The 23,926-nt window shown below is 44.8% G+C and carries 17 protein-coding genes; 10 read left to right on the top strand and 7 right to left on the bottom strand.

Annotation, left to right across the window (positions count from 1 at the left end; translation table 11 throughout):
- Nucleotides 1-14 precede the first annotated feature (14 nt).
- The 3 genes from AC1DP6_RS11730 to AC1DP6_RS11720 form a co-directional block, all read right to left on the bottom strand.
- Nucleotides 15-3,377, bottom strand: a complete 3,363-nt coding sequence (locus tag AC1DP6_RS11730) for a TonB-dependent receptor (protein WP_477054969.1) — start codon at nt 3,375-3,377, stop codon at nt 15-17.
- A gap of 155 nt (nt 3,378-3,532) precedes the next feature.
- Nucleotides 3,533-4,801 (bottom strand): FecR family protein, encoded by a 1,269-nt coding sequence (locus AC1DP6_RS11725; RefSeq protein ID WP_477054968.1) that lies wholly within the window; start codon nt 4,799-4,801, stop codon nt 3,533-3,535.
- A gap of 59 nt (nt 4,802-4,860) precedes the next feature.
- On the bottom strand, nt 4,861-5,424 hold the full coding sequence (locus AC1DP6_RS11720; RefSeq protein ID WP_477054967.1) for an RNA polymerase sigma-70 factor: 564 nt from the start codon (nt 5,422-5,424) through the stop codon (nt 4,861-4,863).
- A gap of 177 nt (nt 5,425-5,601) precedes the next feature.
- Here AC1DP6_RS11720 and AC1DP6_RS11715 point away from each other — a divergent pair, with 177 nt between their 5' ends.
- The 9 genes from AC1DP6_RS11715 to AC1DP6_RS11675 all read left to right on the top strand — a co-directional run bounded on the left by AC1DP6_RS11715 (nt 5,602) and on the right by AC1DP6_RS11675 (nt 16,378).
- Nucleotides 5,602-6,195 carry a 2OG-Fe(II) oxygenase gene (locus AC1DP6_RS11715; RefSeq protein WP_477054966.1) on the top strand — a complete coding sequence of 198 codons (594 nt, stop codon included), beginning with the start codon at nt 5,602-5,604 and terminating at the stop codon, nt 6,193-6,195.
- Between the two features lie 960 nt (nt 6,196-7,155).
- A complete protein-coding gene (locus tag AC1DP6_RS11710) occupies nt 7,156-8,439 on the top strand; it encodes a hypothetical protein (protein ID WP_477054965.1) in 1,284 nt (427 codons plus the stop codon).
- A gap of 44 nt (nt 8,440-8,483) precedes the next feature.
- The gene (gene urtA / locus AC1DP6_RS11705; RefSeq protein ID WP_477054964.1) at nt 8,484-9,788 is read left to right on the top strand and encodes an urea ABC transporter substrate-binding protein; all 1,305 of its coding nucleotides are present in this window, start codon (nt 8,484-8,486) and stop codon (nt 9,786-9,788) included.
- 53 nt (nt 9,789-9,841) lie between these two features.
- Complete coding sequence (gene urtB, locus AC1DP6_RS11700) at nt 9,842-11,494, top strand: urea ABC transporter permease subunit UrtB (RefSeq protein ID WP_477054963.1); 1,653 nt, start codon at nt 9,842-9,844, stop codon at nt 11,492-11,494.
- Between the two features lie 11 nt (nt 11,495-11,505).
- The gene (gene urtC, locus AC1DP6_RS11695; RefSeq protein ID WP_477054962.1) at nt 11,506-12,579 is read left to right on the top strand and encodes an urea ABC transporter permease subunit UrtC; all 1,074 of its coding nucleotides are present in this window, start codon (nt 11,506-11,508) and stop codon (nt 12,577-12,579) included.
- A gap of 1 nt (nt 12,580) precedes the next feature.
- Complete coding sequence (gene urtD, locus AC1DP6_RS11690) at nt 12,581-13,336, top strand: urea ABC transporter ATP-binding protein UrtD (protein WP_477054961.1); 756 nt, start codon at nt 12,581-12,583, stop codon at nt 13,334-13,336.
- Nucleotides 13,333-14,055 (top strand): urea ABC transporter ATP-binding subunit UrtE, encoded by a 723-nt coding sequence (gene urtE / locus AC1DP6_RS11685; RefSeq protein ID WP_477054960.1) that lies wholly within the window; start codon nt 13,333-13,335, stop codon nt 14,053-14,055. The genes urtD and urtE overlap by 4 nt, the downstream gene beginning before the upstream one ends.
- 257 nt (nt 14,056-14,312) lie before the next feature.
- Entirely contained in the window at nt 14,313-15,713 is a 1,401-nt protein-coding gene (locus AC1DP6_RS11680) for an ATP-binding protein (RefSeq protein WP_477054959.1), read from the top strand.
- Between the two features lie 2 nt (nt 15,714-15,715).
- Nucleotides 15,716-16,378 (top strand): response regulator, encoded by a 663-nt coding sequence (locus AC1DP6_RS11675; protein WP_477054958.1) that lies wholly within the window; start codon nt 15,716-15,718, stop codon nt 16,376-16,378.
- A gap of 176 nt (nt 16,379-16,554) precedes the next feature.
- Here AC1DP6_RS11675 and AC1DP6_RS11670 read toward each other — a convergent pair whose 3' ends face one another.
- The 3 genes from AC1DP6_RS11670 to AC1DP6_RS11660 form a co-directional block, all read right to left on the bottom strand.
- Nucleotides 16,555-17,904 (bottom strand): ATP-binding protein, encoded by a 1,350-nt coding sequence (locus AC1DP6_RS11670; protein ID WP_477054957.1) that lies wholly within the window; start codon nt 17,902-17,904, stop codon nt 16,555-16,557.
- A gap of 271 nt (nt 17,905-18,175) precedes the next feature.
- On the bottom strand, nt 18,176-20,056 hold the full coding sequence (locus tag AC1DP6_RS11665) for a M1 family metallopeptidase (RefSeq protein ID WP_477054956.1): 1,881 nt from the start codon (nt 20,054-20,056) through the stop codon (nt 18,176-18,178).
- Nucleotides 20,057-20,120: 64 nt separating this feature from the next.
- Complete coding sequence (locus AC1DP6_RS11660; RefSeq protein WP_477054955.1) at nt 20,121-20,327, bottom strand: hypothetical protein; 207 nt, start codon at nt 20,325-20,327, stop codon at nt 20,121-20,123.
- A 204-nt stretch (nt 20,328-20,531) separates the two neighbouring features.
- Between AC1DP6_RS11660 and AC1DP6_RS11655 the strand changes: the two genes are divergently transcribed.
- Nucleotides 20,532-22,901 (top strand): ABC transporter permease, encoded by a 2,370-nt coding sequence (locus tag AC1DP6_RS11655; protein WP_477054954.1) that lies wholly within the window; start codon nt 20,532-20,534, stop codon nt 22,899-22,901.
- Nucleotides 22,902-22,920: 19 nt separating this feature from the next.
- Here AC1DP6_RS11655 and AC1DP6_RS11650 read toward each other — a convergent pair whose 3' ends face one another.
- Complete coding sequence (locus AC1DP6_RS11650; protein ID WP_477054953.1) at nt 22,921-23,907, bottom strand: GlxA family transcriptional regulator; 987 nt, start codon at nt 23,905-23,907, stop codon at nt 22,921-22,923.
- Nucleotides 23,908-23,926: the final 19 nt, after the last annotated feature.

The following is a 23,926-nucleotide window of genomic DNA, read 5'->3' as shown; positions in this document are numbered from 1 at the left end:
TGATTAATTAATGATTACAAAGAAATATTCACACCCATGTTAAAGATCCTCGTTTGAGGATAGTAGTTACCCGTTACCGCATTCAGCTCCGGATCATACTTCTTCACGTGGCTGAACACCGCCAGGTTGAAGCCATTTGCATATACTCTCAGGTATTGCAGGTTTAAACGGGAGAGAAATGTAGCAGGGAAAGTGTAAGATAATTCCACGGTTTTAAGACGCAGGAAAGAAGCATTCCTCAGCCAGAAATCAGACTGACGGTTGGTGATATCATTGTCGCGGTCAAAAGATGCGGGCATACTGCCATTAGGGTTGGCGGCTGTCCAGCGATCTTCGTACATCCATAACGGTGGTGTTAACGCACCGCCATTCTGGGAAGGCAGGATCAGCATTTTAGCGCCGCCCTGCCCCTGCAACAGAATGTTTAAACCAATACCTTTATAATTAGCACCCAAAGTAATACCGTAAATGCTGGTAGGGTTGGCACTTTCGAATACCCTTACCTGGTCATCGGAGGTAATTTTTTTATCGTCATTCACATCAATATAGCGGACATCGCCGGGCTGCGTGCCTGCCGGATGTATAGAGCCATCAATTTCGGCCTGTGTATGGTAGATGCCCTGCGTTTTATATATTAACCAGGAATTCATCGGATGGCCCTGTATCCGCTGCCATGCCGGTGTACCTGCTGCTTCGTCATTGAATACAACTTTGTTTTGTGCATAGGTATAATTGACTCCAACATTATAGCTAAAGTCTTTATTCACCCGGAAGTGATGTGCTGCTTCCACTTCAAATCCATGCTTGTTAACAATCCCGATATTCTCCGGAGGTAAGCTGCCGGTGAGCCCTGTAGATGCCGGTATAGAAGCATTACGCGCTACCAGGATATTGGAACGGCGTGAAGTAAAATAGTCTACATTCAGTGTAAACATTCCTTTGAGGAAGGAAGATTCCAGACCGATGTTCTTCGTTTCTGCTACCTCCCAGGTAATATTTGGATTAGGAGAAATACCGGAAGAAAGACCAGGTACCCTTTGCGGATCATTGCCGAAATACACGCCATTATCTTTATTATATTGTAAGATGTATTGGTAAGGATCGATTTTATCATTCCCCATTTTACCCCAGGATGCTTTTATTTTCAACTGATCCAACAATGTGATGTTGTTCTTAAAAAACGGTTCCTCTGAAATACGCCATCCTACAGACACACCGGGAAACGTTCCCCATCTGCTGTTTTTAGGAAAGTTAAAAGAGCCATCATATCTCAATATCACTTCCGCCAGGTATTTATCTGCATAGCCATAGCTCACCCTTCCAAATACGTTCTGACGCGCTACCTGTCCTGCTGAACCACTGTTGTCTTTATCTTTATCGGCACCCAGGGAAATCTGATCTACCTGGTCGCTCAGGAAATTTCTCCGCATCGCGGTAATACCTTCGTTATATCCTTCGCTTTGTTCATAAGCCACAAATCCGCTGATGTCGTGCATATGGAATGTTCTTTCATAGGCCAGCTTGATGTTATACGTCTTGTTGCTATAATTTCTGAAACCTTCGTCGAGTTGCATTGGCTTCTGTTCATTCCTGATGTTGTTATAAACTTTGGCGGCGGGGTCATAACGGAATGCATCCCAGTTATTGAGGAAAGCTTTATCGTTATGAAACTGGAAATCATATGCTGCCAAACCACTCAGGGACAAGCCAGGTGTAATAGACGGCAGTTTGAGATCGAAAGAAAAGTTCGACTGCACGAAGTAATCCTTTACTTTATTGTAACCGGTAGCGCCGGAAGCCATCAGCACAGGGTTACGACCACCTGCCAGGCCAGGACCCGGTAATCCGTTCGGATAATAATCCGGCAATGTAGGATACGCAGATAATGTTTCTCCGAAAATAGATCCGCTGCTATAATTGGAGTAATGACGATCTTCCACACGACCCGATACATCTACTGCTACCCTCAGGTTTTTGGTGATGCTGGCGCCCACATTTGAGCGTAAATTATACTGGTGAAAGTTAGTGGCCGACTTACGATAAATTCCATCCTGGTAAAGGTATTCACCGGAAATAAAATAATCCACGCGATCACTGCCACCGTTTACCGACAGCGCATGACGATTTTGTGGAGAATAATTTTTGATCACAGAATGGTACCAGTCGGTGTTGGGATGCCCCAGCGGATCGCTGCCATCTGTATATTTTCGTATATCCTCGTCCGTGAAAAGCAGGGGCTTGTTGGAGCGGGCATATTTTTCATTCATGTAGGTAGCATACTGCCCTGCATTCAGCAGCTTGGTAATATAGGTAGGCTGCGACAGGCCATAGCTACCATTATAGGAGATAACAGGTTTGCCGGGCTTGCCTCTTTTGGTGGTAACGAGGATGACCCCATTCGCCGCCTGTGCGCCATAAATAGCTGCAGATGCATCTTTCAGCACCGTAATACTTTCTATGTCATCGGAGTTGAGGCGTTCGAAAGCACCGCGATTGGCCACTCCATCAATAACAATCAGCGGGCTGTTATCATTGAGGGTACCTTTACCGCGGATGAGAATACTGGAATAATCATTACCAGGTTCACCACTACGGTTATTGGCGATAACGCCGGTGATGCGGCCTGCGAGGGCGTTGGACAAGTTCGGTGCAGGACTTTGTTTCAGTTCTGTTCCTTTCACACTGGAAACAGAGCCGGTCACATTCACCTGTTTTTTAGTACCATAACCAATCACTACTACATTATTCAATGCAGAGATGCTGGCTTCGAGCACTACGTTAATCGCTGTTCTGCCACGGATGGCTTCTTCTTTTTTCTGATATCCTACAAAAGAAAACACCAGGATACCATTACCATCTTTCAGGCGAAGGCTATAGTGGCCGTTCGCATCGGTTTGCGTACCGTTGCCGGTATGTTGCAATCCTATGCTCACACCAACCAGGGGCTTACCATCGGCATCTCTTACCGTACCGGTAATTACGTGCTCCTGCACGATCGCTGTTTTAGCGGGTGCTTCAAATACCACTACTGTTTTGTTGGTGATACGGTAGCCCAGTGGCAGTCCGTTGAAGCTGGCATCGAGTATCTGCGCAATGCTAGCATCATGCATGGATACGCTGATGGCCGGCATCTTTTGTACATCTTCATCATTGTACAAAAACTGGTAATCACTTTTTTGTTGCAGAAAATTAAACAGGCTGGAAATCTTAGCGTCTTTCAGGGAGACCGATAATTTAATTTCCTGGGAATAGCTGGCGGCACGTAACTGCAGTATACATGCCAGTGTAAGGAATAAGGTAAGTCGCATTGTACGGGAGATAAGTACCAGCAATAGTTTGTCGTCCGGGAGGTACCCGGCGCTTGCTTTTTTTTTCATAACTTTGTTAAGCATAATAGTTAGACAATACCTGTCTGTGTCCTTTTCACAAATACAAACAGGTTGTTTGGCATTATTAGCCGGGGGTGTTTGCGCATTCCCGGTTTTTTTGATTCTGGTTACATGGAATTATACATACTTGGTTGATTAATTATTTATGGACGACCAGGCAAAACCCTTAACAGTTGTCCTTCCTGTGAGAAACGTACTTTACCCGTTGTCTCCAGGAATTGTAGTATTTCGCTTAATTGTTCACTTCTTATAATTCGACCGGTGAAATGGGCATTCAGATCCACCCCGGCTTCTTTCACTATAACAACATTATACCACCTGGATAATTCATCGAGGATACCCGACAGTGGTTCGCTACGGAATATAAACAGTCCTTTCTTCCAGGCGAGGACGGCATCCATATCAGCGGTTTGCAGGGTAAGACCAGTTCCTGCGAGTGCCTGCTGCCCGGGCTGTAATACCTTACTTTCGGGACTGTTGGCAGCACTCACTTTCACTGCGCCACTGACCAGCGTAGTACGTTCATAACGTTCACCCGTATACGCTTTTATATTAAAGGAGGTACCCAGTACCTGTATAGCTGTTTTGTTGGTATGTACTACAAATGGATGTGCCGCATCAGGGGCCACTTCAAAATACGCTTCCCCATTGAGTTCCACGTTGCGTTCCTTGCCGGTAAATACAGCAGGAAAGCGCAGGCTGGTGGCAGCGCCCACCCATACACGACTACCATCCGGAAGCACTACTTTATAGTCCATTCCTTTTGGTGTAACCAGTTGTTGCAGTGCTACAGCCCCACCTTCTGTCCGGTTGGTATTTACCGGATACAGCAGGCTGCCTTCATCGTTGCGGGCGATGGTACCATCCATGGCGCGGATCGTTTGTGCCCCTGTTTTATTCAATGGAATCGCTTCCTGGTTATCAATCAGGAGCTGCACGGTGTTAGGCGCTTGTTGTGGTAAACGGTTTCGTTGCTGCGCAACAGCCGGGGGATGAGTAGCTGCACGATGAAAATGGAAGAAATACCATCCGGTGGAAACTGCTGCCAGCAAAGGAAGGGCAATAGCGGCATATCGAAGCAGCGGCCGCAGTCGGGAGTGGCGTTCTGCTGACAGATGAGCCACTGCGAGGGAGGACACCTCAGCGTCCTCCTGCAGTTGCCTGGCGGTTTCGCCATCCGTGTGAATGCGTTGCATCAGCTGCGCAAATGCGTCGCTGTTATTCGGCTGATCCAGTTGAGCTACCCGTTCGCTCAGATGATCAGGATCTGTGAGCTGTTGCCACAGTGCTTCATGATCAGGATCTTCCTTTCTCCAGGCTTGTAGCTCCAGCATTTCTGCAGGGGTAATCTGCCCGGTGAGTTGCCGGGATATAAGTTGTGCGATTGCTAAATTTTTGCGGATACCTTCCATAACTGATGATACATAAACAACCAGTCAGAAAAAGTGGGTGAAAAGAAAAGCGATTTTTTTTAAAGTATTTTTCCGAAGAGGAGTAACAGCTGGCAGGGCTGACTTTTAAGAATGTCCCGCATCAGGCGCAGGGCGCGCTTCTTCTGTGTTTTTACTGTGTTCACAGATACGTGCAAACGTTCAGCGATTTCATGATTACGCAGTCCCTCAAAATAACTGAGGTGTATTACCTGCTGGCATCCGGGTGGCAGTTGCTGCAATGCCTGTTGTATTTCTCCCGCCACTTCCGCTTCTATAAGGCGGAGCAGGAGGTGTTTATCTTCCGGAGCGGGTGGTTGGGTGTTGTTATACCGGCGAACTACTTTTTCATGTTTATAAATGTTGAGGCATTTATTTTTTACGGTGAGATATAAAAATACTTTGATGGCAGACAGGTCACTGAAACTATCCATCCGCTGCCACAGGGCTACAAAGGCTTCCTGTACCAGGTCGGCGGCTTCGTCTCCAACAGGTAACATTCCTTTGGCAAATAATACTAACCTGTTATTAAACAGTTCAAATAACGTGGCGAATTGCTTTTCTTTTTCCTGTTCCGGTAGCTCAGCACGCAGTTTATCAGTCATGTGGCAGGGAAAGTTTCAATATACTTCCGCGGTGAAATTAGGAGATTGAAAAATAAAATCCTATCAGATATTAACCTGTTATAAAAGAATATTAACCATTAACTGCGCAAAATCCTTTAATTCCAGCTACCTTCACCGAACTACGGATAATTCTGTCCCTATAATCTCTCCTTCTTTTTGCAACAGTCCTTTGACACATTGATCAACAGCTTCATTGAAAGCAAAGTAGGTATCTCAGAAAATTTTTTAAGTATTCAGCTTGCTAACGACTTAAAGGAAAACCTGTTACATCTCTATTCTGAAAAAAGTATGCTGGCGGCAGGTACCGGCAATCAACAACTGGTAGCCCATGACAAAGCCGTTCGCGGTGATGTGATCTATTGGCTGGATAAACAGCATAACAATGCACATGAAAATGCATTCTTTGCGGTGATGGACGAGTTTATATTGTACCTGAACCGCTCCTGTTACACCGGCATCACCGGGTATGAATTTCATTATACGCTCTATGAAGCGGGCAGCTTTTATAAAAAGCACGTGGATCAGTTCCGCAATAATGATAGCCGGCAGTTTTCTATGATTATCTATCTGAATACCGACTGGATCCCCGATGATGGCGGACAGCTATCTATTTATCATACCGGTGGCGATGAGCAGCATATAAATCCCAGCAGTGGCAAAACTGTTTTCTTTAAAAGCAGTGAGCTGGAACATGAAGTATTGCTTACGAATAAGCCCAGGATGAGTATCACGGGCTGGTTGAAGCGGTAAAATATAAAGATCAGGTAAGGGTGTGATCGCTCTTAAAGCGATCACACCCTTCAAATTTATTTACTGTAGTTATAGGCCTGTACTACCATTTCAATTTCATCATCGGTATAGTCGTGACTATTAATGAACTCCACAATACCAGGTTTATCGGACAGAAATTCGACCGCTTCCACCTCCCCACACTTTGCTCTTCTCAAAATAAACCAGGTACAAACAGAGATCTCCGCTAATACGCAGTTCAGCAAAGCATTTGGAGAACTTTGCGTTTGTCATGCTAACTGGTAGTTTTACATTGGAAAGGGTATGAAAATCTGCTTTATCGCCGTCTTCATGAAATCCTATGCAACCGGAAACTGGTGGGCGACTCGAAAGTATATTTTATCAAACCACTTTTCTTTGTGGAATCAGGCAGGTAATAGTATCGGGTGCTGTAATAGCTTTCTCCTTTCAGACCGCCATCAAAAAATTTTTGTGCAGATAATGTACTGCTGTATAGTCCCGAAAAAAAGATCAGCGTACATAGTACTAAAAAACGAACACTCCTCATGGTATAGGTATCTGGGCGCGCAAGTTACCTTTTTTTACAACTGCTCCCGCTTTCCGCGTTGTCTTGCCATTATTGTTTTATAATATTCTTTCGTTTAAGTTATTATATTAAATAATTATGCAATAATTAAAAATTAAGGTCCATTAAAATTTATAAAATTCGTTCAGTTTGATATAATAATAAATCCAACTAATTATATATCAAATATTTACCATTAAATAAACACAAAACCATAAACACATTATAATAAAATATATGTACATTTAAAATCAACACTTCGCATGAAATAAGATCCTTTTTCCAAAAATTAACTGAATTAAATAAATTAATCTTCTACTTTTATACTTAAGTATACTGATCGATCAACCAAAAAAGTACTTAAGTACATTAATTCATCTCTAATTACTTATTTTATGAATTTGTCTACCAGCTTCATCATAGTACTATCTACTTTTTCTATTATTGCAAAAGCCGAAAACGATCCTCCTAAAAAGAAAAAAAGAGGAAGCTATCTTATTGAACTCCCCGCTTCTTTAAACACCAGCACCGATAGTGCTAAAACCATTTCTTTTTCTCAGGACGCTGCCGCATTTAAACCAACTATACAGGTAGGCGCTATTGTACACATGTTTGCCTCCGGAGAACAAAGTGGCTTTGGGGCGCCCTCCAATGATAAATCATCGAAAGACTGGAACAAAGGTTTCTCTGTTTACCGCGCCAGGGTATTGGTAGGCGGACAACTGACTAAGAAAGCCAGCTTCTTCATGGAAACAGAAATCCCTTCTCCCATCGGTATCCAGTCCAACGGCGAAAAAAATGTGAAGGTGTCGCCGATTATATTAGATGCTCAACTGGAATATACTTTCTCCAACGCATTTGAACTGGTAGCCGGTATGCAGCTTGTATCCAATAACCGTAACGGTTTACAGGGCGCCGCCGGATTAATGGCCAACGACTTCACCTATTTCCAGTATCCTTATAACCTGTTTGCCAACAGCCCCCTGCAGGGCAACTTTGGCCGCGACCTCGGTGTGAACGCCCGAGGCTTTCTCGCCAACGACAAACTGGAATATCGCCTCGGCGTATTTACCGGTCGAAATGTAGACGGCGGCGCTCCGCTACGCACCGTTGCACGTGTGGCCTATAATTTCCTGGATGCTGAAAAAGATTACTACTATGCCGGCACCAAACTGGGCAAAGGCAAAACCCTGGCATGGGCTGTGGGCGTAGATGCGCAGGCGAACTACCATAACTACAGCACAGATGCATTCTTCGATTACCCATTAGGTAACGCGGGATCCATCACTGTTAATGCGGCATTCCAGTATATGTCCGGTGGCACCGCCACCGACTCGAAATACTCTTTCGCCACCCTGATCCCTAAACAAACCGTTCAGTTCCTGGAACTGGGGTACTACTTTAAAAAATCCAAACTAYAACCCTGGATCAGGTACGAAAACCAGGACGTCAGCGCCGATGCGGCACAAGCAGGCACGGTGAAACTGAGTTCTTTCGACAAAAGCAAATCCAGCAGTGTCATGGGCGGCGGCCTTAACTACTTCTTTAACGGCACCGGCACCAACCTCCGGCTCTCGTATACTACCCGCACCTATAACGTAGCCACTGCTACCGCCGACGAATACACGAAAAAAACATACGGTCAGCTATGGCTGCAGGCACAGTTCTTTATTTTCTGATTACACACGCATTCATTCATCTTCTTCCTAAAATATTATTACGCATGAGACACACTTTCCTGAAACAACTTCCCCTGCTACTGCTGGGCGCTATGGCACTTTTTTCTTCCTGTAACAACGGTACCAAAAAAACAGGCAGCGATTCTACTGCCACCAAAGAAACCGTAAAAATAGGGGTACTCCACTCACTCAGCGGCACCATGGCTATCTCTGAAGTATCACTGAAAGATGCAGTACAAATGGCAGTAGATGAAATCAACGCCAAAGGCGGCGTACTCGGCAAACAAATAGAACCCGTAATCGTAGATCCGGCCTCCGACTGGGACCTGTTTGCTGAAAAAGCCAAAGAGCTGCTCATCGACAAAAAAGTATCGGCGGTATTTGGTTGCTGGACATCCGTTTCCCGCAAATCCGTACTCCCGGTATTTGAACAAAACAACGGTCTCCTCTTTTATCCCGTTCAATATGAAGGAGAAGAATGCTCCAACAGCGTGATATATACCGGCGCTACCCCCAACCAGCAACTGATTCCGGCGGCTGAATACCTGATGAGTGAAAAAGGTGGCGGCTATAAAAAATTCTACCTGCTGGGAACAGACTACGTTTTTCCCCGCACCGCCAACAAAATCCTGAAAGCATTTTTACTCTCCAAAGGCATTCCCAAAGAAAATATCATTGAAGAATATACGCCTTTCCATCACCAGGATTATCAGACCATCATCTCTAAAGTAAAACGCTTTGCTGCCGATGGAAAAGCCTGTATCCTCTCTACCATCAACGGCGACTCCAATGTGCCTTTCTATAAAGAATTTGCCAACCAGGGACTTTCTTCCGCTACCTGCCCTATCATGGCATTTTCTGTTGCGGAAGATGAACTCCGTTCTATGGACACTGAATTCCTGGTAGGTCACCTGGCTGCGTGGAACTACTTCCAGTCGAACGATCTTCCCGAAAACAAAAAATTCGTTGCCGACTTCAAAGCTTACTGCGCTAAAAAAGGATTACCCGGCGGCGACAAAAGAGTAACGGATGATCCTATCTGCTGGGCTTATACCGGTGTTTACCTCTGGGCTAAAGCAGCAGAAAAAGCAGGTTCGTTCGATGTTTCAAAAGTACGCAACGCCCTCTATGGACTGGACTTCCCATCTCCTGATGGCCTGGTGAAAATGGATCCAAGAAATCATCACCTGGCCAAACCGGTAGTGATCGGCGAAATCAAACCGGACGGACAATTTGATATTATCTGGAAATCAGCGGGACTCGTAGATCCACAACCATGGTCACCTTTAACATCTCCCGACAAAGATTGTGATTGGGTAAACCACAACGGTACTTACGCAAAAAAATAAGTTTTCAACACGGATAAAAGACAGGCTATTTCCAACTTCTCAATTATGACGCGATGAAAATTTCCTTAACACTACGATGGATACTGGCTGGCTGCATACTGCTGTTTCAACAAACAGTAGCCGCACAGGACAGCGCCTCCATTTATACCGCACAGCTGCTGCAACCGGCGAATGACTCCGTCCGCACGCATGCCATAGGCAGACTGGCAGCCCTGCGTATTCCGGCTACCTTTCCTTTACTCATGGCGATCAGTGACAAAAAGCTGTACCTGCTCGATCACAAGGCGGTAACGGTTGACAGTAAGCCCTCCGCAGAAGGAACATACCGGCTCTATTCTCTTTATCCCGATAATATACTTTTGAAAAACAGCAGCGGGCAACCGCTGCTGTTATCATTGTCTGCTTTACAAACGGTAGATATTTCCCGCGCCGACCGCCTGCAACTGGCCCCTATCACGCCGCTGCTCAATCTCTATAGCAGCGATGCACAAAAACGCCTGCTCGCCTACAGTCAGCTGAAAAACACCGGCGACAGCAGCGTGCAACTGATCCTCCAAAACGCGCTGGCAAAAGAAACCAACGCCGATGCACGCCGCACCGGTAAAGATGTATTATACGGCGCTAAATTATACAGCGCTACCAATGCCGTTATGGCTAAAGCATATATAGACAGCATCACGGATAACTGGAGCGACAACGCTCCACAGTTGCTGAGAACATATGCCAGCAGCGGATTTTTTAATAAAGAGATGGCTACCTACGCGGCGGAAAAAGCCGCGAGCCTCGAACAACGCTACGACCGCCTCCAACGGGTACAGAACTTTTTCAGTGGCTTAAGTCTGGGCAGTATTCTTATACTCATTGCCCTGGGGCTTTCTATTGTATACGGACTGGCAGGCATTATTAATATGGCGCATGGAGAATTTATGATGATAGGCGCTTATACCACTTATTGCACTCAATTATTTTTCACCAATGTACTGGGCATTCCGCAAACAGACCTTTTCTTCGTAGCGGCGCTACCCGTCTCTTTTGTAATAGCGGGTGCAATGGGCTTGTTGCTGGAAAGGCTCGTCATCCGGCACCTGTACGCCAAGCCGCTGGAAAGCCTGCTGGCTACCTGGGGAGTAAGTTTAATCCTCGTACAAACCGCCCGCATTTTATTTGGTGACCTCACCGCCGTTAAAACACCACAGCTGTTATCCGGCGGCTGGCAGGTATCACCGCATCTAACGTTACCGTATAATCGATTATTTATTATTGCGCTAACCCTGGTAATGGTATTGCTGACTTATTTTATGCTTTACCGGACCAGACTGGGTTTACAAATCAGGGCGGTTACGCAGAACCGGCAAATGAGTGCCTGTCTGGGTATTGAAACAAAACGTATCGCCGCTATCACCTTCTTTATTGGCTCGGGACTGGCCGGACTGGCTGGTTGTGCCATCACATTAATTGGTAATGTGGTTCCGGATATGGGGCAAACATATATCGTTGATTCCTTCCTGGTGGTGGTAACAGGAGGCGTAGGCAAGCTCGCAGGTACTATTGTTTCTGGTCTTGGCATTGGCTTCTTCACCAAAGTACTGGAATCCTTCTTCCAGGCGGTTTATGGCAAAGTGTTTATCCTCGTGTTTATCATGCTGTTTATGCAGTATAAACCCAAAGGCTTATTTCCTGACAAAGGCCGCATAGCGGAAGATTAAAAACCAGGCATATGAAAACGAAAAACAATCCACTGTATTATATATTATTCATCGCCATATTCGCGATCCTTTTGCCGGCAGGATATATGTCCGGTCTACTTTCAGTGAACACCATCTCTGTATGGGGGCGATACTTCTGTTTTGCTATTGCGGCGCTGGGTATAGACCTGATATGGGGCTATACCGGCATTTTGTCGATGTGCCAGGCCTTCTTCTTTTGCCTGGGCAGCTACGGCATTGCCATGCACCTGCTGCTGAAAAAAACAGTGGCCGCCGGCGGCGTACTCCCCGATTTTATGGCCTGGAATAAAATAGATACGTTACCGTTATTCTGGCAACCATTTCAATCTTTCGGATGGACCCTCGCAGGCTGCCTGCTGATACCCGCGCTGTTTGCCTTTGTTACCGGCTTTGTATTATTCAGAAGCAGGATTAAAGGCGTGTATATGGCTATTATTACGCAGGCACTGACATTAGCCATGTGGTTAATTTTCCTGAGAAATGAAACCAACCTGGGTGGCACCAATGGTTTGACCGATTTCAAAACCATGCTGGGCTATGATTTGTCTTCTTCTTCCGTAAAACTGGGGTTATATATGCTCTCCTTTACGACACTCTGCGCAGCTTACTTCGCCTGTTATAAAATTACCCATTCCAAATTCGGCAAAGTATTACAGGCTATCCGTGACAGTGAATCACGCATCAGCTATGCTGCCTATAAAGTAGTGGATTACAAACTGGCTGTTTTCGTAGTGGCGGCACTGTTAGCTGCCGTAGGCGGGATGCTTTATCTGCCACAAACAGGCATTATTACACCCGGCCGTATGGATGTAAAAGCATCTGTGGAAATGGTGATGTGGGTGGCATTGGGAGGCAGAGGCAACCTGAAAGGCGCGGTAATAGGTGCTTTGCTGGTTAACTTCCTGTACAGTGTTTGTACCAGTCTGTTCCCGGACTCCTGGTTGTTTATCCTCGGTTTCCTTTTCGTGATTACCGTATTATACTTCGATAAAGGATTCATGGGATTACTGGACAGCCTCAAACAACGGTTCACTTCTTTCAAAACATCTCAAACAACCCATTGATATGCTACTTACTGTCAACAACCTGTCGGTATCATTTGGGGGTGTACATGCACTGAACCTGGACCATTTCAGTCTGCGCGATAAAGAACTGCGGGTCATCATTGGTCCTAACGGAGCGGGCAAGTCCACCTTCCTGGATATCATCTGCGGAAAAACAAAAGCCGACAAAGGAGAAATATTTTTTAATGGCAAAGCTATTACCGGCAAAACGGAAGTAAAGATTGCCGAACTCGGCATCGGCAGGAAATTCCAGAAGCCCTCCGTATTTCCGGGGCTTACCGTATACGATAACCTGCTGCTGGCAGCCAAAATGAAGAAAGACATCTTCTCTTCTCTCTTCTTCAAACCTACGCCGGCCCTGGCAGAAAGGATACATACAGTGGCCACGAAATTATCACTCACCACCGTCATGTATAAGATGGCCGGGGACCTGTCGCACGGACAAAAGCAATGGCTGGAAATAGCCATTGTCGTATTACAGGATCCAACGCTGATGCTGATAGATGAACCCGCCGCGGGCATGTCCGACGAAGAAACCGAGAAAACAGGCGCCCTGCTGCTGGAGTTATCCAAAGCACACAGCATTATTGTGATAGAACATGATATGAAATTTGTAGAACAGATAGCCAACGAACTGGTGACCGTGCTGGTTCGTGGCAAACGCTTGATGGAAGGAACTTTCGCGGAAGTAAAAAATGATCAGCGGGTAATAGATTGCTATTTAGGTCGTACTAACGCTCAATTAGAAACATTATGATCCACACAATCCAGGCACCGGTATTAATCGTCAATCAACTTAGCGCAGCATATGGACAAAGCACCATCCTGCGCGGCACCACACTTGCTGTAAAAAAAGGCGCCGTTACCACCGTCATGGGACGCAATGGCGTAGGCAAAACCACCCTGCTCAAAACCATCATGGGCCTGTTGCCCGTACAGGATGGCAGTATCATTTTCAACAATGAAAATATAACGGCGCTGCCCCCGCATAAAAAAGCAAAAGCAGGCATCGCCTATGTACCACAGGGACGGGAAATTATCCCCAAGCTCACCGTATACGAAAACCTGCAACTAGGACTACAGGCACATCCCGACCGCAACGCCAAAGTTCCGGAGGAAGAAATTTTCAGTCTCTTTCCCATCCTGAAGGATTTCCGAAAACGTGCCGGTGGTAATCTCAGCGGTGGTCAGCAACAACAACTATCTATCGCCAGGGCCCTGGTGAGCCGCCCCTCTCTCCTGTTACTCGACGAACCTACAGAAGGTATACAACCGTCTATCGCGCAGGAAATAGGCAGCATATTGCAACAACTGGTGCAGCAAAAAGAACTTTCTGTATTATTGGTAGAGCAAAAAATTGATTTCGCCAACCAGGTAACAGACCACTATTATTTTATGGACAGAGGCAAAATGGTCATGGATGGCACCGCGGAAGAACTGAAGCACTCCGCACTGGAGAAACATATATCGGTATAGCTGTTAGCCTTTAGCTGTTAGCTATTAGGAAAATGCAGTGAAGATTAAGTATTATCGGTATAGCTGTTAGCCTTTAGCTGTTAGCTATTAGGAAAATGCAGCGAAGATTAAGTAATATCGGGGCAGCTACTAGCCTTTAGCCATTAGGAAAAATGCAGTGAAGATTAAGTATTATTGGATAATTCTAACCACTAACAGCTAACGGTTACTCGCTAAAGTCTAACAGCTAACCGCTAAAAGCTAAAAGCTATTTCGCTATGCATCCAGTATCCGAAGATCGCAGTGTATTTAAAATCTTCACCATCCTCTATGCGGTGGCGTTGACCACCATTGCCCTGCTAAGTATTTTTAGCCAGATAAAAATACAACAGGCGCTCAATCACCAGATGAATGATTCTCATGTCATCAACTTTGCTGCGCGGCTACGTACGTATAGCCAGACGTTGAGTAAACTGGCGCTGCTATTGGAGTCTGGCAGAGACATCGAAGATAACCGCAAAGAATTTATTAATACCCTCAAGCAATGGCAAAAATCACATGAAGGCCTGCAGGCTGGCAGCAACTTCCTGAACCTGCCGGCAAACGACCAGGATGAGCTGAAACAGATGTTTGAGATTATCCGCAATCCACACCAGGAAATATGGGATGCTGCCAGCAAAATGATCACCGTATTGTATAACGACAGCACCTTCACGCCAGCGCATATACGACCTTATGTACAAACCATCCTGGCATATGAAAAATCATACCTGCTGGGCATGGAGCTGATCGTATTCGACTATGACCGGTTTTCAAAAGAGCGGATACGCAACCTGAAAGAAATAGAATACATCGTACTGGGACTGGTACTCTTCACCCTGCTGCTGGAAGCCGCCGTCATCTTCTATCCGCTGTCTACCCGCATCCGAAAAATTATCCGGGGCCTGGTAGATGCCGAAGAAAGAGCCCGGAAATTAACGGAGCAGGTGCAACTGGCGAATCAGGAAAAACTATTGCGACAGGAAACGGAACAACGCATCCGCTCCTACTCCATCATCAACGGTCAGGAAAAAGAACGCAAAAGAATTGCTGCCGAAATACATGACGGTATCGGACAAATGCTGACCAGTCTGCGTATGAAACTCGAACAAATTGAAGACCGCAGCATACAACATGACCCGGAAATAGCGATGGTCAACTCCCTGATGTATAGTATTATTAACGAAACCAAACGGATCTGCTCTGATCTGTTGCCCAGTGTACTGGAAGATTTCGGCCTGAGGGCAGCCATTGAAGAACTGATTAAAATATGTCGGCAAACGGCTCCCGGTATAGACTTCCAACTAGAAGAAACTTTGTCGGCAGTTACTTTACCCAAAGAAGTAAAGACCGGCGTTTACCGTATCTTGCAGGAAGCATTGAACAATGCCATTAAACATGCAGACGCGGATACTATTGAAGTAGATATTGACGGCACCGCCAATTTCCTGCAATTAAGCATCCGTGATAATGGTAAAGGATTTCATTTCGACAGCCAGCAACTGTTTTCAACAGAGCTGGCAAAAAAAGTAAATGGCATCCGTAATATGAAAGAAAGGGCAGAGCTACTGGGAGGTACCCTCCAAATCAGCTCACAGCCCAGCACCGGAACAATTGTACAGTTAGTAATCACCTTTTAGCCATGAAAAAAATAGGCGTTTTTTTAGTAGATGATCATGAAATATTCCGCAATGGCCTTAAACAGCTGATCAATAGCGAAGCCGACATGGAAGTATGCGGAGAAGCCAGCAGCGGAGAAGATGCACTGCAACAATTGGCGGCCGCAGCTCCCGATGTGATCATCATGGATATTCGTATGCCCGGCATGAATGGCCTGGAAACCAGTACCCTCCTCCTGGAAAAAAATCCCCGTGGCCGCATTCTTTTCTTCAGCCTCTTTGATGAACCCGACTATGTAGCAGCTGCCCTCGAAATGGGTGCCAGCGGCTATATCCTGAAAGATACCAGCAACAAAATATTCCTTAGCGCCATCCGTACCATCCACCAGGGAAAATATTATTTTATTGGAGAAGTCAGCGACATCCTCGTAAAAAAATACCTCGACGCCAAACAATCAACACCCGGCAACAGCAGCACCCRGGAAATTTCCTTATCACGCCGCGAAGAACAGATTATACGAATGATCAGCAACGGCCGTAATAATAAAGACATCGCGGAGTCGCTGAATCTCAGTATCCGTACCATTGAAGCACACCGCATGAATATATTGCGTAAGTTCCAGGTGAATAGTATTGAAGAAGCGGTGGAGTATTGTAAAAGCGCGGGGATGTTGAAGGAAGAGTGAATCCCCATGCTTACCACTTCAATTTAGCAATTACTTTATTCGCCATCTCCTGCTTTCCAGGAAATAAAATAAGAATTTCAATATCAATCATTTAGAAAGAAATTCACTAGTCATTGCCCCTTTATTGCCCCTTTGCCGTCCCCTTTCTGCGCTTTAATAGCTATTTTATTGCCCCTTTATTGCCCCTTTAACTGCCCCTTTGCCCCTTTATTCTCCTCTTGCAAAATATAATGCGTTCCTTTTCCCGTTGAACCAACTTTTAGGATTAAATTCTTTTCCAATAACAACTGAAGATCATTTGAAGCTGTACGCTTTGAAATATTAAATAAATCCTGATACTGCTGATTAGTAATGCGCTCATTTGTTCTTATAAACTGTAATGCCTTCATTTGTCGATCTTCAAGTCCGTAGCTTTTCAATGGCTTTTCTTTCAAAAATATTATGCTAACACCACCCTGCTCTTCCTGAATCAATGGCTCTGGCAAACCAGCTTCGATACAATCATCAATAATTTTATTCGTTCCCCGGCCCCATGATTCTATATATCCTGCCTTAAAAAAAACGTTCGCGATGTTTTTATTACGCGGATAAGAAGAATGATCTTTTCTCAATTCTTCTACACTTAGCTCAGCTGGTAAAGTTCCTGGATTCCATAGATGCAAACGATCATCGTAAACACGGAGAAATGTATAGGTGCTTAAATAATCCTTGTGAATAATGGAATTTAATATTGCTTCCCGCAATGCCGTTTCAGGATACTCCAATGGTTCCATTCTTTCCAGACCATCATATGAAATAGGGCGTATCAGATATTTCATCTTTAAAGTCTCTATAACTTTATCCGCCATATCAAAAATATTTGTCTCTATGATATCATGAAACAGCAAATCATGACTGGATTTACCAAATCTACCAATTTTAAAACTCGCTGTTACTCCCACTCTCGCAGGATGTTTACCGAAAAGTAGAATGGAGCCGTTTGTTAACTCCCCATATTCAGTTAATAAATCCAGATTTTTCAACAATATCTCCAACTTCATTTTTGTAGTATTGGATGGGATCCGTTCTTTCCTGACAGCTTTAGTCAGAAATCTTGTGATTGTATCTTGATTAAGATCTTTCAAGGAAACTCCTGCCACCGGAATATCTTCCCATTTCTTGCCGATTTTCTTCAATAGTAAATTCTGCAATGCAATACCTTTTAATTCCTGCTTGGTGCTACCACTACGATAATGATAGATGCCGTGATAGGCAATGGGAACACTACTTACAGATACCAAAATTTCAATATAATACTTATCCACGCTTTTATGCAAATTAACATCTACCACCAATCCCAAATGATTAACTGCCTTATTGGGAATTTCGTCCATTAATTTCTTATAATCATCTATCCCTACGACTACTCCATTATCATCCACACCAATTAATATCTTACCTCCTTGTGCATTCGCGAAGCCACATATCCATTTAAGATGTTCATCTCTCCAGGATTGTTTGTACTCTATATTCTGTTGCTCATGCATAAATATTTATTTAATTAGAGAGAGAAATGATTCAATGCCTGAGTAGCTATAGATTTCCTGGCAGTACAAAAAAATAGATCCATTATAAACTATCCAGCGTAGTAAGTGAATCCACATCTGCCGAAGGCAACAAAACTAGGAGTATTAGCCAGATCATTCCACTAAGAAATGTAAAGAAAAAAGCATTAACACATGATTCTTCAGATATCACCAACCACAAAAAAGCCTTCAAATCTTACGATCTGAAGGCTGCTATATCTTTTCTCAACAACTAACGTTTCCACACATTATCCTTCTCATTGGCATCCATAAACAAATTTCCATCCAGCTTAATCGCCGAGATCTCTTTTCTATAAGACAAATTCAGCCGTACCTCTTTCTGATTTGCTTTCCAGATGCCTGGCGTCTGGTGTTCACTTTTGGTTGTACCATCTTTGAAGGTAATCACAACATCAAAAGGTATGGCGAAACCACCGGTATTGAGGATACGTAGTGAAGCTTTTTTGGCATTCAGTTTCACCTCTGCGAGCGTTAGGTCTATATAGTTGTTACTAAAGTACCAGTTATTCCAGAACCAGTTCAGGTTTTGTCCGGCGGCAGTATTGAAAGAATAAAAGTAATCCCAGGGAATAGGGTGTTTACCATGCCAGTTGTTCATATAGGCATGCAGACATTTTTTAAACAGCGCATCTCCCAGCATATCTTTCAATGCGAGGTAAGACAACGACGCTTTGCCATATGAGTTGCTGCTATATCCCATGCCGCTTACCTGGTTGGCCATGGAAATGATGGGTTGATCTTCCTCTGTGGAAGGATCATGTATATATCTATTCACCCTGAACTTACGGTAAAAATCATCTGCTGTTTCCTTCCCTTTTTCTGCTATACCGATCAGGTATTCGAGGGTGGTAGCCCAGCCTTCATCCATAAAGGAATAGCGGCTTTCGTTGATGCCCATATAAAAAGGAAAATAAGTATGTGCGATTTCATGGTCCTGTACCAGCTGGGCAAAACTAAGATCATCTCCTGCGGAGCCATCATTTACTACCATCGGATACTCCATGTCGGCAAAGCCCTGAACAGCCGTCATCGCGGGAAATGGATAAGATACGCCTGGCCATTGATGAGAGAACCAGTTTAATGCATTATGAGAAAAAGCGACGGAGTGATGAAAATCTGTGGACGTATCCTGGTAGGCAGCCTGTATACTGGCGCGGCGCATGGTACTGCTATCCACTACTACGCTGGCGGCATCCCATACATAGTGATCACTGGTGGCGTAGGTAACGTCTGCAATATGTGTGGCACTGAATTTCCAGGTGTTGCGCGGTTGCTGCGCGGTAACTTCTCCCTGCAGCATTTCCTGCAGGTTGGCAATGTGCGCTGTTGTGTCGGAGCTGTAAGAATGCTCCAGCCGTTTCGCAAATGCAGGACGTAATACTTCTGCTGCATTTTGCAGTGTACCTGTTCCCCATACCACAAAATTCTTAGGCACGGTCACGGCTACGTTATAGTCATTGAAGTCGCTGTAAAATTCTACGCGGTCGGTATGATCTATGCCATCCCAACCGTTATAGTCGTCATATACAGATACCCTTGGATAAGCATATGCCATAAAAGCGCTGGTACTATCGAGCATACCTTCCCTGCCACTCAACACCGACAAATCATAGTGCCAGTTGATGTGAAGATGTATGCTATCTTTCGATGGCAACGGTTTTGGAAATACCACCGGGGAAGTGGTGCCTACATCGTTGTTGACTTTTACGGGTATGCCATCAATCAACAGCTGATCTATGATCACACCATCTGTTAAAAAGTCTTTGCTCACATAACCCGAGCGCGGTGATTGAAATTTATGCAGATTGCAGATGATCCGCAACACCATTCCTTTCAATTCATTGGGGCTGTTATTCAGATAGGTGATCGTTTCCACACCAGTCACGGTCCTGTTTGGCGGGTTCACCGAAAGTTCAATATTATATATTCCTTTGTTCTGCCAGTAAAGTTTACCTGGCGCACCACTCTTGTCTCTCGTCTGGTTAACATATGCCTGTTTAATATTACGCGGCATATACAATTCCTGTGCTGTTGCCAGAGTGCTAACACCTAATAACAACAGCAGGCTATACATAGTTTTGTTCATATTCATTCGTCTGCAGATTTCAAGGGATAAAAATAGGAAAAGTCAATGGAAATGGGTGATAAGATACGGATCAGAAAAAATACGATTCTATTTTCTGTGCCAGCCGTGATAAAAATTCATTGGGAATATGATCGTGAGAAGCATTGAGCTTCCCATTTTCATCCGGCCGGAAAGTAACCTGGTGACTGTCTATTTCCACCATGTATGTTTTTTCGTTATCATTGCCTGGTAGTATATGATAGTCTTTGCCATCCAGATGAATAATTGCCTTTTCCATGGTAGTAACATTTTACATGAAGTTAACTAATTATAATTATGATATGTTTCCATCCCGGTAGCTTTTACACAAATGGTAAAAACGATCACTGGCTGTATCAAAAACGAACACATTATTAAAATATAAAAATTATAACTGTATTTATTATTAAGGATATTATATCCGGTATAATTTTCCCGATAAAGCAGTTCAAATATCATAGCAATGCAGCTGTTAAAGATCACGTTACGTAATCTGCTAAAAAATAAAGGGTATTCAGCGATCAATATTATCGGTTTGGCGATGGGCATGGCCGTTACGCTCCTGATTAGTTTATGGATATGGGATGAGCTTTCTTTTAATCACTCGCATAACCATCATCAGCGGATTGCACAGGTGATGGATGTACAAACCATCAACGGAGAAAACAATACCAGTGAGTCTGTAGCCATACCTTTGGCAGATGAGTTACGCAACAACTATGCAAATGACTTCAAACATGTAGCGATACTTTTTCCCAACTTCACCCATGCCGTTGCGGTAGGTGATAAAAAATTATCACAGTCGGGCGTATGGGCACAGCCCGATTTGCCGGAAATGCTCACCCTGAAAATGATCAGCGGTAAGAGATATGCATTGAAAGATCCTTCTTCTGCACTAATCACCCGTTCACTGGCAAAGGCTTTATTTGGAGATACCGACCCTACCGGTAAAGGCTTCCGGCTCGACAACCGCACCGACTTACAGGTAGGTGGCGTATTCGAAGACCTTCCGCAAAACACTACTTTTCACGGCACCCAACTGTTCCTTTCCTGGGATAAAGCCATCAGCACTTTGCCCTGGCTGAAAGAAGCACAAAACCAGTGGGATAACCGTTACTGGAAATTATATGTAGAATTAAATGATCATGCCGACATTGATAAAGTCAATGCGCACATAAAAAATATCGCTCAAAAACATATTAAGGGAGGCACAGAAACATTATTGCTGCACCCTATGGATAAATGGCATTTGTACAGCGAGTTTAAAAATGGGCAGATTACCGGGGGCAGAATCAGACTGGTATGGCTTTTTGGCATCATTGGCGCATTGGTGTTACTGCTGGCCTGCATTAACTTTATGAACTTAGCCACTGCACGTAGTGCCAAACGTTCAAAAGAAGTAGGCATACGCAAGGCCGTTGGCTCTACCCGTACACAGCTGATCTGGCAGTTCCTCACCGAATCCCTGTTGTTATCATTTCTTTCTTTTATTGGCTGCGTAGGTATCGTGTATATCTTACTGCCACTGTTTAACAGGCTAACAGAAAAACAACTCAGCATCCCTTTTACACAGCCACTGTTATGGATAGCATTGATTGGATTCACGGCATTCACCGGCCTGATGGCAGGCAGCTATCCTGCTTTTTATCTGTCTTCTTTCCGACCCGTTAAAGTATTAAAAGGAAATGTAACAGCAGGGCGCTTTTCATTGCTCCCCCGCAACACCTTGATGGTAGTGCAATTCAGTGTATCTATTGCATTGATCATCGGTACCATTATTATTTATCAGCAGATACAATATGGCAAAAACAGGCCGGTAGGTTATAACCGGGAAGGGCTGATTATGGTAACGATGAGTACCGGTGAAATGTATGGTGCCCCTTATGATGCGTTGAGAAATGCATTGCTGGAAACCGGCGCCGTAGCAGACATGGCCAAATCAGATATTCCTTCTACCCAAAGCCCCGATTACAATACAGAAGTGAGCTGGAATGGTAAAACGGCCAATGCGAAAACGCCTGTTGGCCTGATAGGTGTAACACACGACTACGGCCACACCATCGGCTGGCAAATCAAGGACGGCCGCGACTATTCCAGGAGTTATGCCACAGATACGGGTACACTTATTTTAAATGAAACAGCAGTTAAACTCACCGGACTTCAACATCCGGTAGGAGCCACCATTTACGTAAATGGTCAGCCCCGTATCATTACCGGTGTGGTAAAAGATATGATCATGGAATCACCGTATGCCCCTGTTGCCCCCACTATTTTCAGTCTGCAATACGGTATGATGAACGCCATGACGGTGCGTATCAACCCAGCCATGCCCATGCGGGAGGCGCTGGCTAAAATAGCGCCGGTGTTTAAACGATTCAATCCCGGCGGTCCATTCGACTATACGTTTACAGACGATGCGTATGCACAGAAGTTTTCTGATGAAGAACGGGTAGCCAGACTGGCCACCGTGTTTGCGGTACTCGCTATCTTTATATCCTGCCTGGGCGTATTGGGACTGGCGTCTTTCATGGCAGAACAACGCACGAAAGAAATTGGTATCCGCAAGGTCATGGGTGCGTCTATCGCCAATGTATTAATGCTCCTGTCAAAAGATTTTGTAAAGCTGGTTATCATCTCCCTGATACTGGCCTCTCCTGTTACGTACTACTTTATGCAAAACTGGTTACAAAATTACACCTACCATATTACGGTGTCGATATGGCTTTTTGTAGCTGCGGGCATCAGTACCGTTCTTGTAACGTTGCTGACAGTTAGTTACCAGTCGGCCAAAGCAGCGCTTATGAACCCGGTAAAAAGCCTGAGAGCGGAATAAGCGACCTGTTTATTCTATATCAATTATTCAACGCTGCTACAGAACGGCAATATTTTCTCCGGTAGTCCTGCGGTGTTAAACCGGTAATGCGTTTAAATACCTGCCGGAAGGTTTTCAGGTCATTATAACCAGCGTTATACATCAGTGTACTGATGTTCTGCGTATTTTTTTCCAGTTCTTTTTTGGCAGATTCTATCTTCACCCGCTGCAGGTATTCCAGTGGTGTATTTTGCGTAGCTACTTTAAAACGCCGGATAAAATTCCGTTTACTCATATTCGCCTGTTCTGCTATCTGCTCTACAGAAATTTGCTGATCATAGTGTTGCTCTATAAACGCCTGCGCTTTCAAGATGTCTTCATCTTCATGCCGGCGTTGTCCCTGGAATACAGCGAAGTGTGCCTGATTCACCCGGTCCATATCAATAGAAAACATTTTGCTGGTCCAGATACTGGCTTCCCGGCCGCAAAACTTCTCTATCAGGTACAATACCAGGTTGAGGGAAATAAAAGCGCCTCCGCTGGTATAAATCCCTTCCTGGTCAGTCATAACGCTATCGGGTAAAATGGTGATATCCGGATACCTCCTGCGCATGTCTTCCAGTGCCATCCAGTGAGAGGTGCAGGACTTCCCCTGCAGCAATCCCGCTTCCGCCAGGAAATAGCTGCCAAAGCACAAGCTGGCCACCTCGGTGCCACAGGCATGCATAGTGCTCAGCCAGTTTATCATCGCCTTATTTTTGCGTAGTACTACCGTAGGATCGCCTTCAAAAGCAGGCGCCAGGATAAGATCCGTATGCTTTACTTCCTCAATGGTTTTATAACAAATAAACTGTGCAGGCGAATGCAGTTGTATATTTTTCATCTTCTCACTGACCAGCTCCAGGTTAAAAGCCGGTTCCCGCCCCATTTCTGCCATGTAACGGTTCACCCCTAACAACATATCCATTACACCGGACAAAGAAGATAAAATAGCGTCTTCGTAAATCAGCAAGGAAACTGTCTTCATGGTAATTTGTGTATGATGT

The organism is Chitinophaga sp. 01L420 (genome assembly GCF_056399985.1).
The sequence above is the reverse complement of the archived record's forward strand: the minus strand, read 5'-3'. Positions and strand labels throughout refer to the sequence as shown.

Excerpts from the sequence above, each read along its gene's own strand:
- AC1DP6_RS11660 (WP_477054955.1), bottom strand. The coding sequence starts at position 20,327 with ATGGAAAAGGCAATTATTCATCTGGATGGCAAAGACTATCATATACTA.
- AC1DP6_RS11650 (WP_477054953.1), bottom strand. The coding sequence starts at position 23,907 with ATGAAGACAGTTTCCTTGCTGATTTACGAAGACGCTATTTTATCTTCT.
- urtC (WP_477054962.1), top strand. The coding sequence starts at position 11,506 with ATGAAAACGAAAAACAATCCACTGTATTATATATTATTCATCGCCATA.
- AC1DP6_RS11720 (WP_477054967.1), bottom strand. The coding sequence starts at position 5,424 with ATGACTGATAAACTGCGTGCTGAGCTACCGGAACAGGAAAAAGAAAAG.
- AC1DP6_RS11730 (WP_477054969.1), bottom strand. The coding sequence starts at position 3,377 with ATGAAAAAAAAAGCAAGCGCCGGGTACCTCCCGGACGACAAACTATTG.
- urtA (WP_477054964.1), top strand. The coding sequence starts at position 8,484 with ATGAGACACACTTTCCTGAAACAACTTCCCCTGCTACTGCTGGGCGCT.
- urtB (WP_477054963.1), top strand. The coding sequence starts at position 9,842 with ATGAAAATTTCCTTAACACTACGATGGATACTGGCTGGCTGCATACTG.
- urtE (WP_477054960.1), top strand. The coding sequence starts at position 13,333 with ATGATCCACACAATCCAGGCACCGGTATTAATCGTCAATCAACTTAGC.
- AC1DP6_RS11665 (WP_477054956.1), bottom strand. The coding sequence starts at position 20,056 with ATGAATATGAACAAAACTATGTATAGCCTGCTGTTGTTATTAGGTGTT.
- AC1DP6_RS11670 (WP_477054957.1), bottom strand. The coding sequence starts at position 17,904 with ATGCATGAGCAACAGAATATAGAGTACAAACAATCCTGGAGAGATGAA.
- AC1DP6_RS11655 (WP_477054954.1), top strand. The coding sequence starts at position 20,532 with ATGCAGCTGTTAAAGATCACGTTACGTAATCTGCTAAAAAATAAAGGG.
- AC1DP6_RS11725 (WP_477054968.1), bottom strand. The coding sequence starts at position 4,801 with ATGGAAGGTATCCGCAAAAATTTAGCAATCGCACAACTTATATCCCGG.
- urtD (WP_477054961.1), top strand. The coding sequence starts at position 12,581 with ATGCTACTTACTGTCAACAACCTGTCGGTATCATTTGGGGGTGTACAT.
- AC1DP6_RS11680 (WP_477054959.1), top strand. The coding sequence starts at position 14,313 with ATGCATCCAGTATCCGAAGATCGCAGTGTATTTAAAATCTTCACCATC.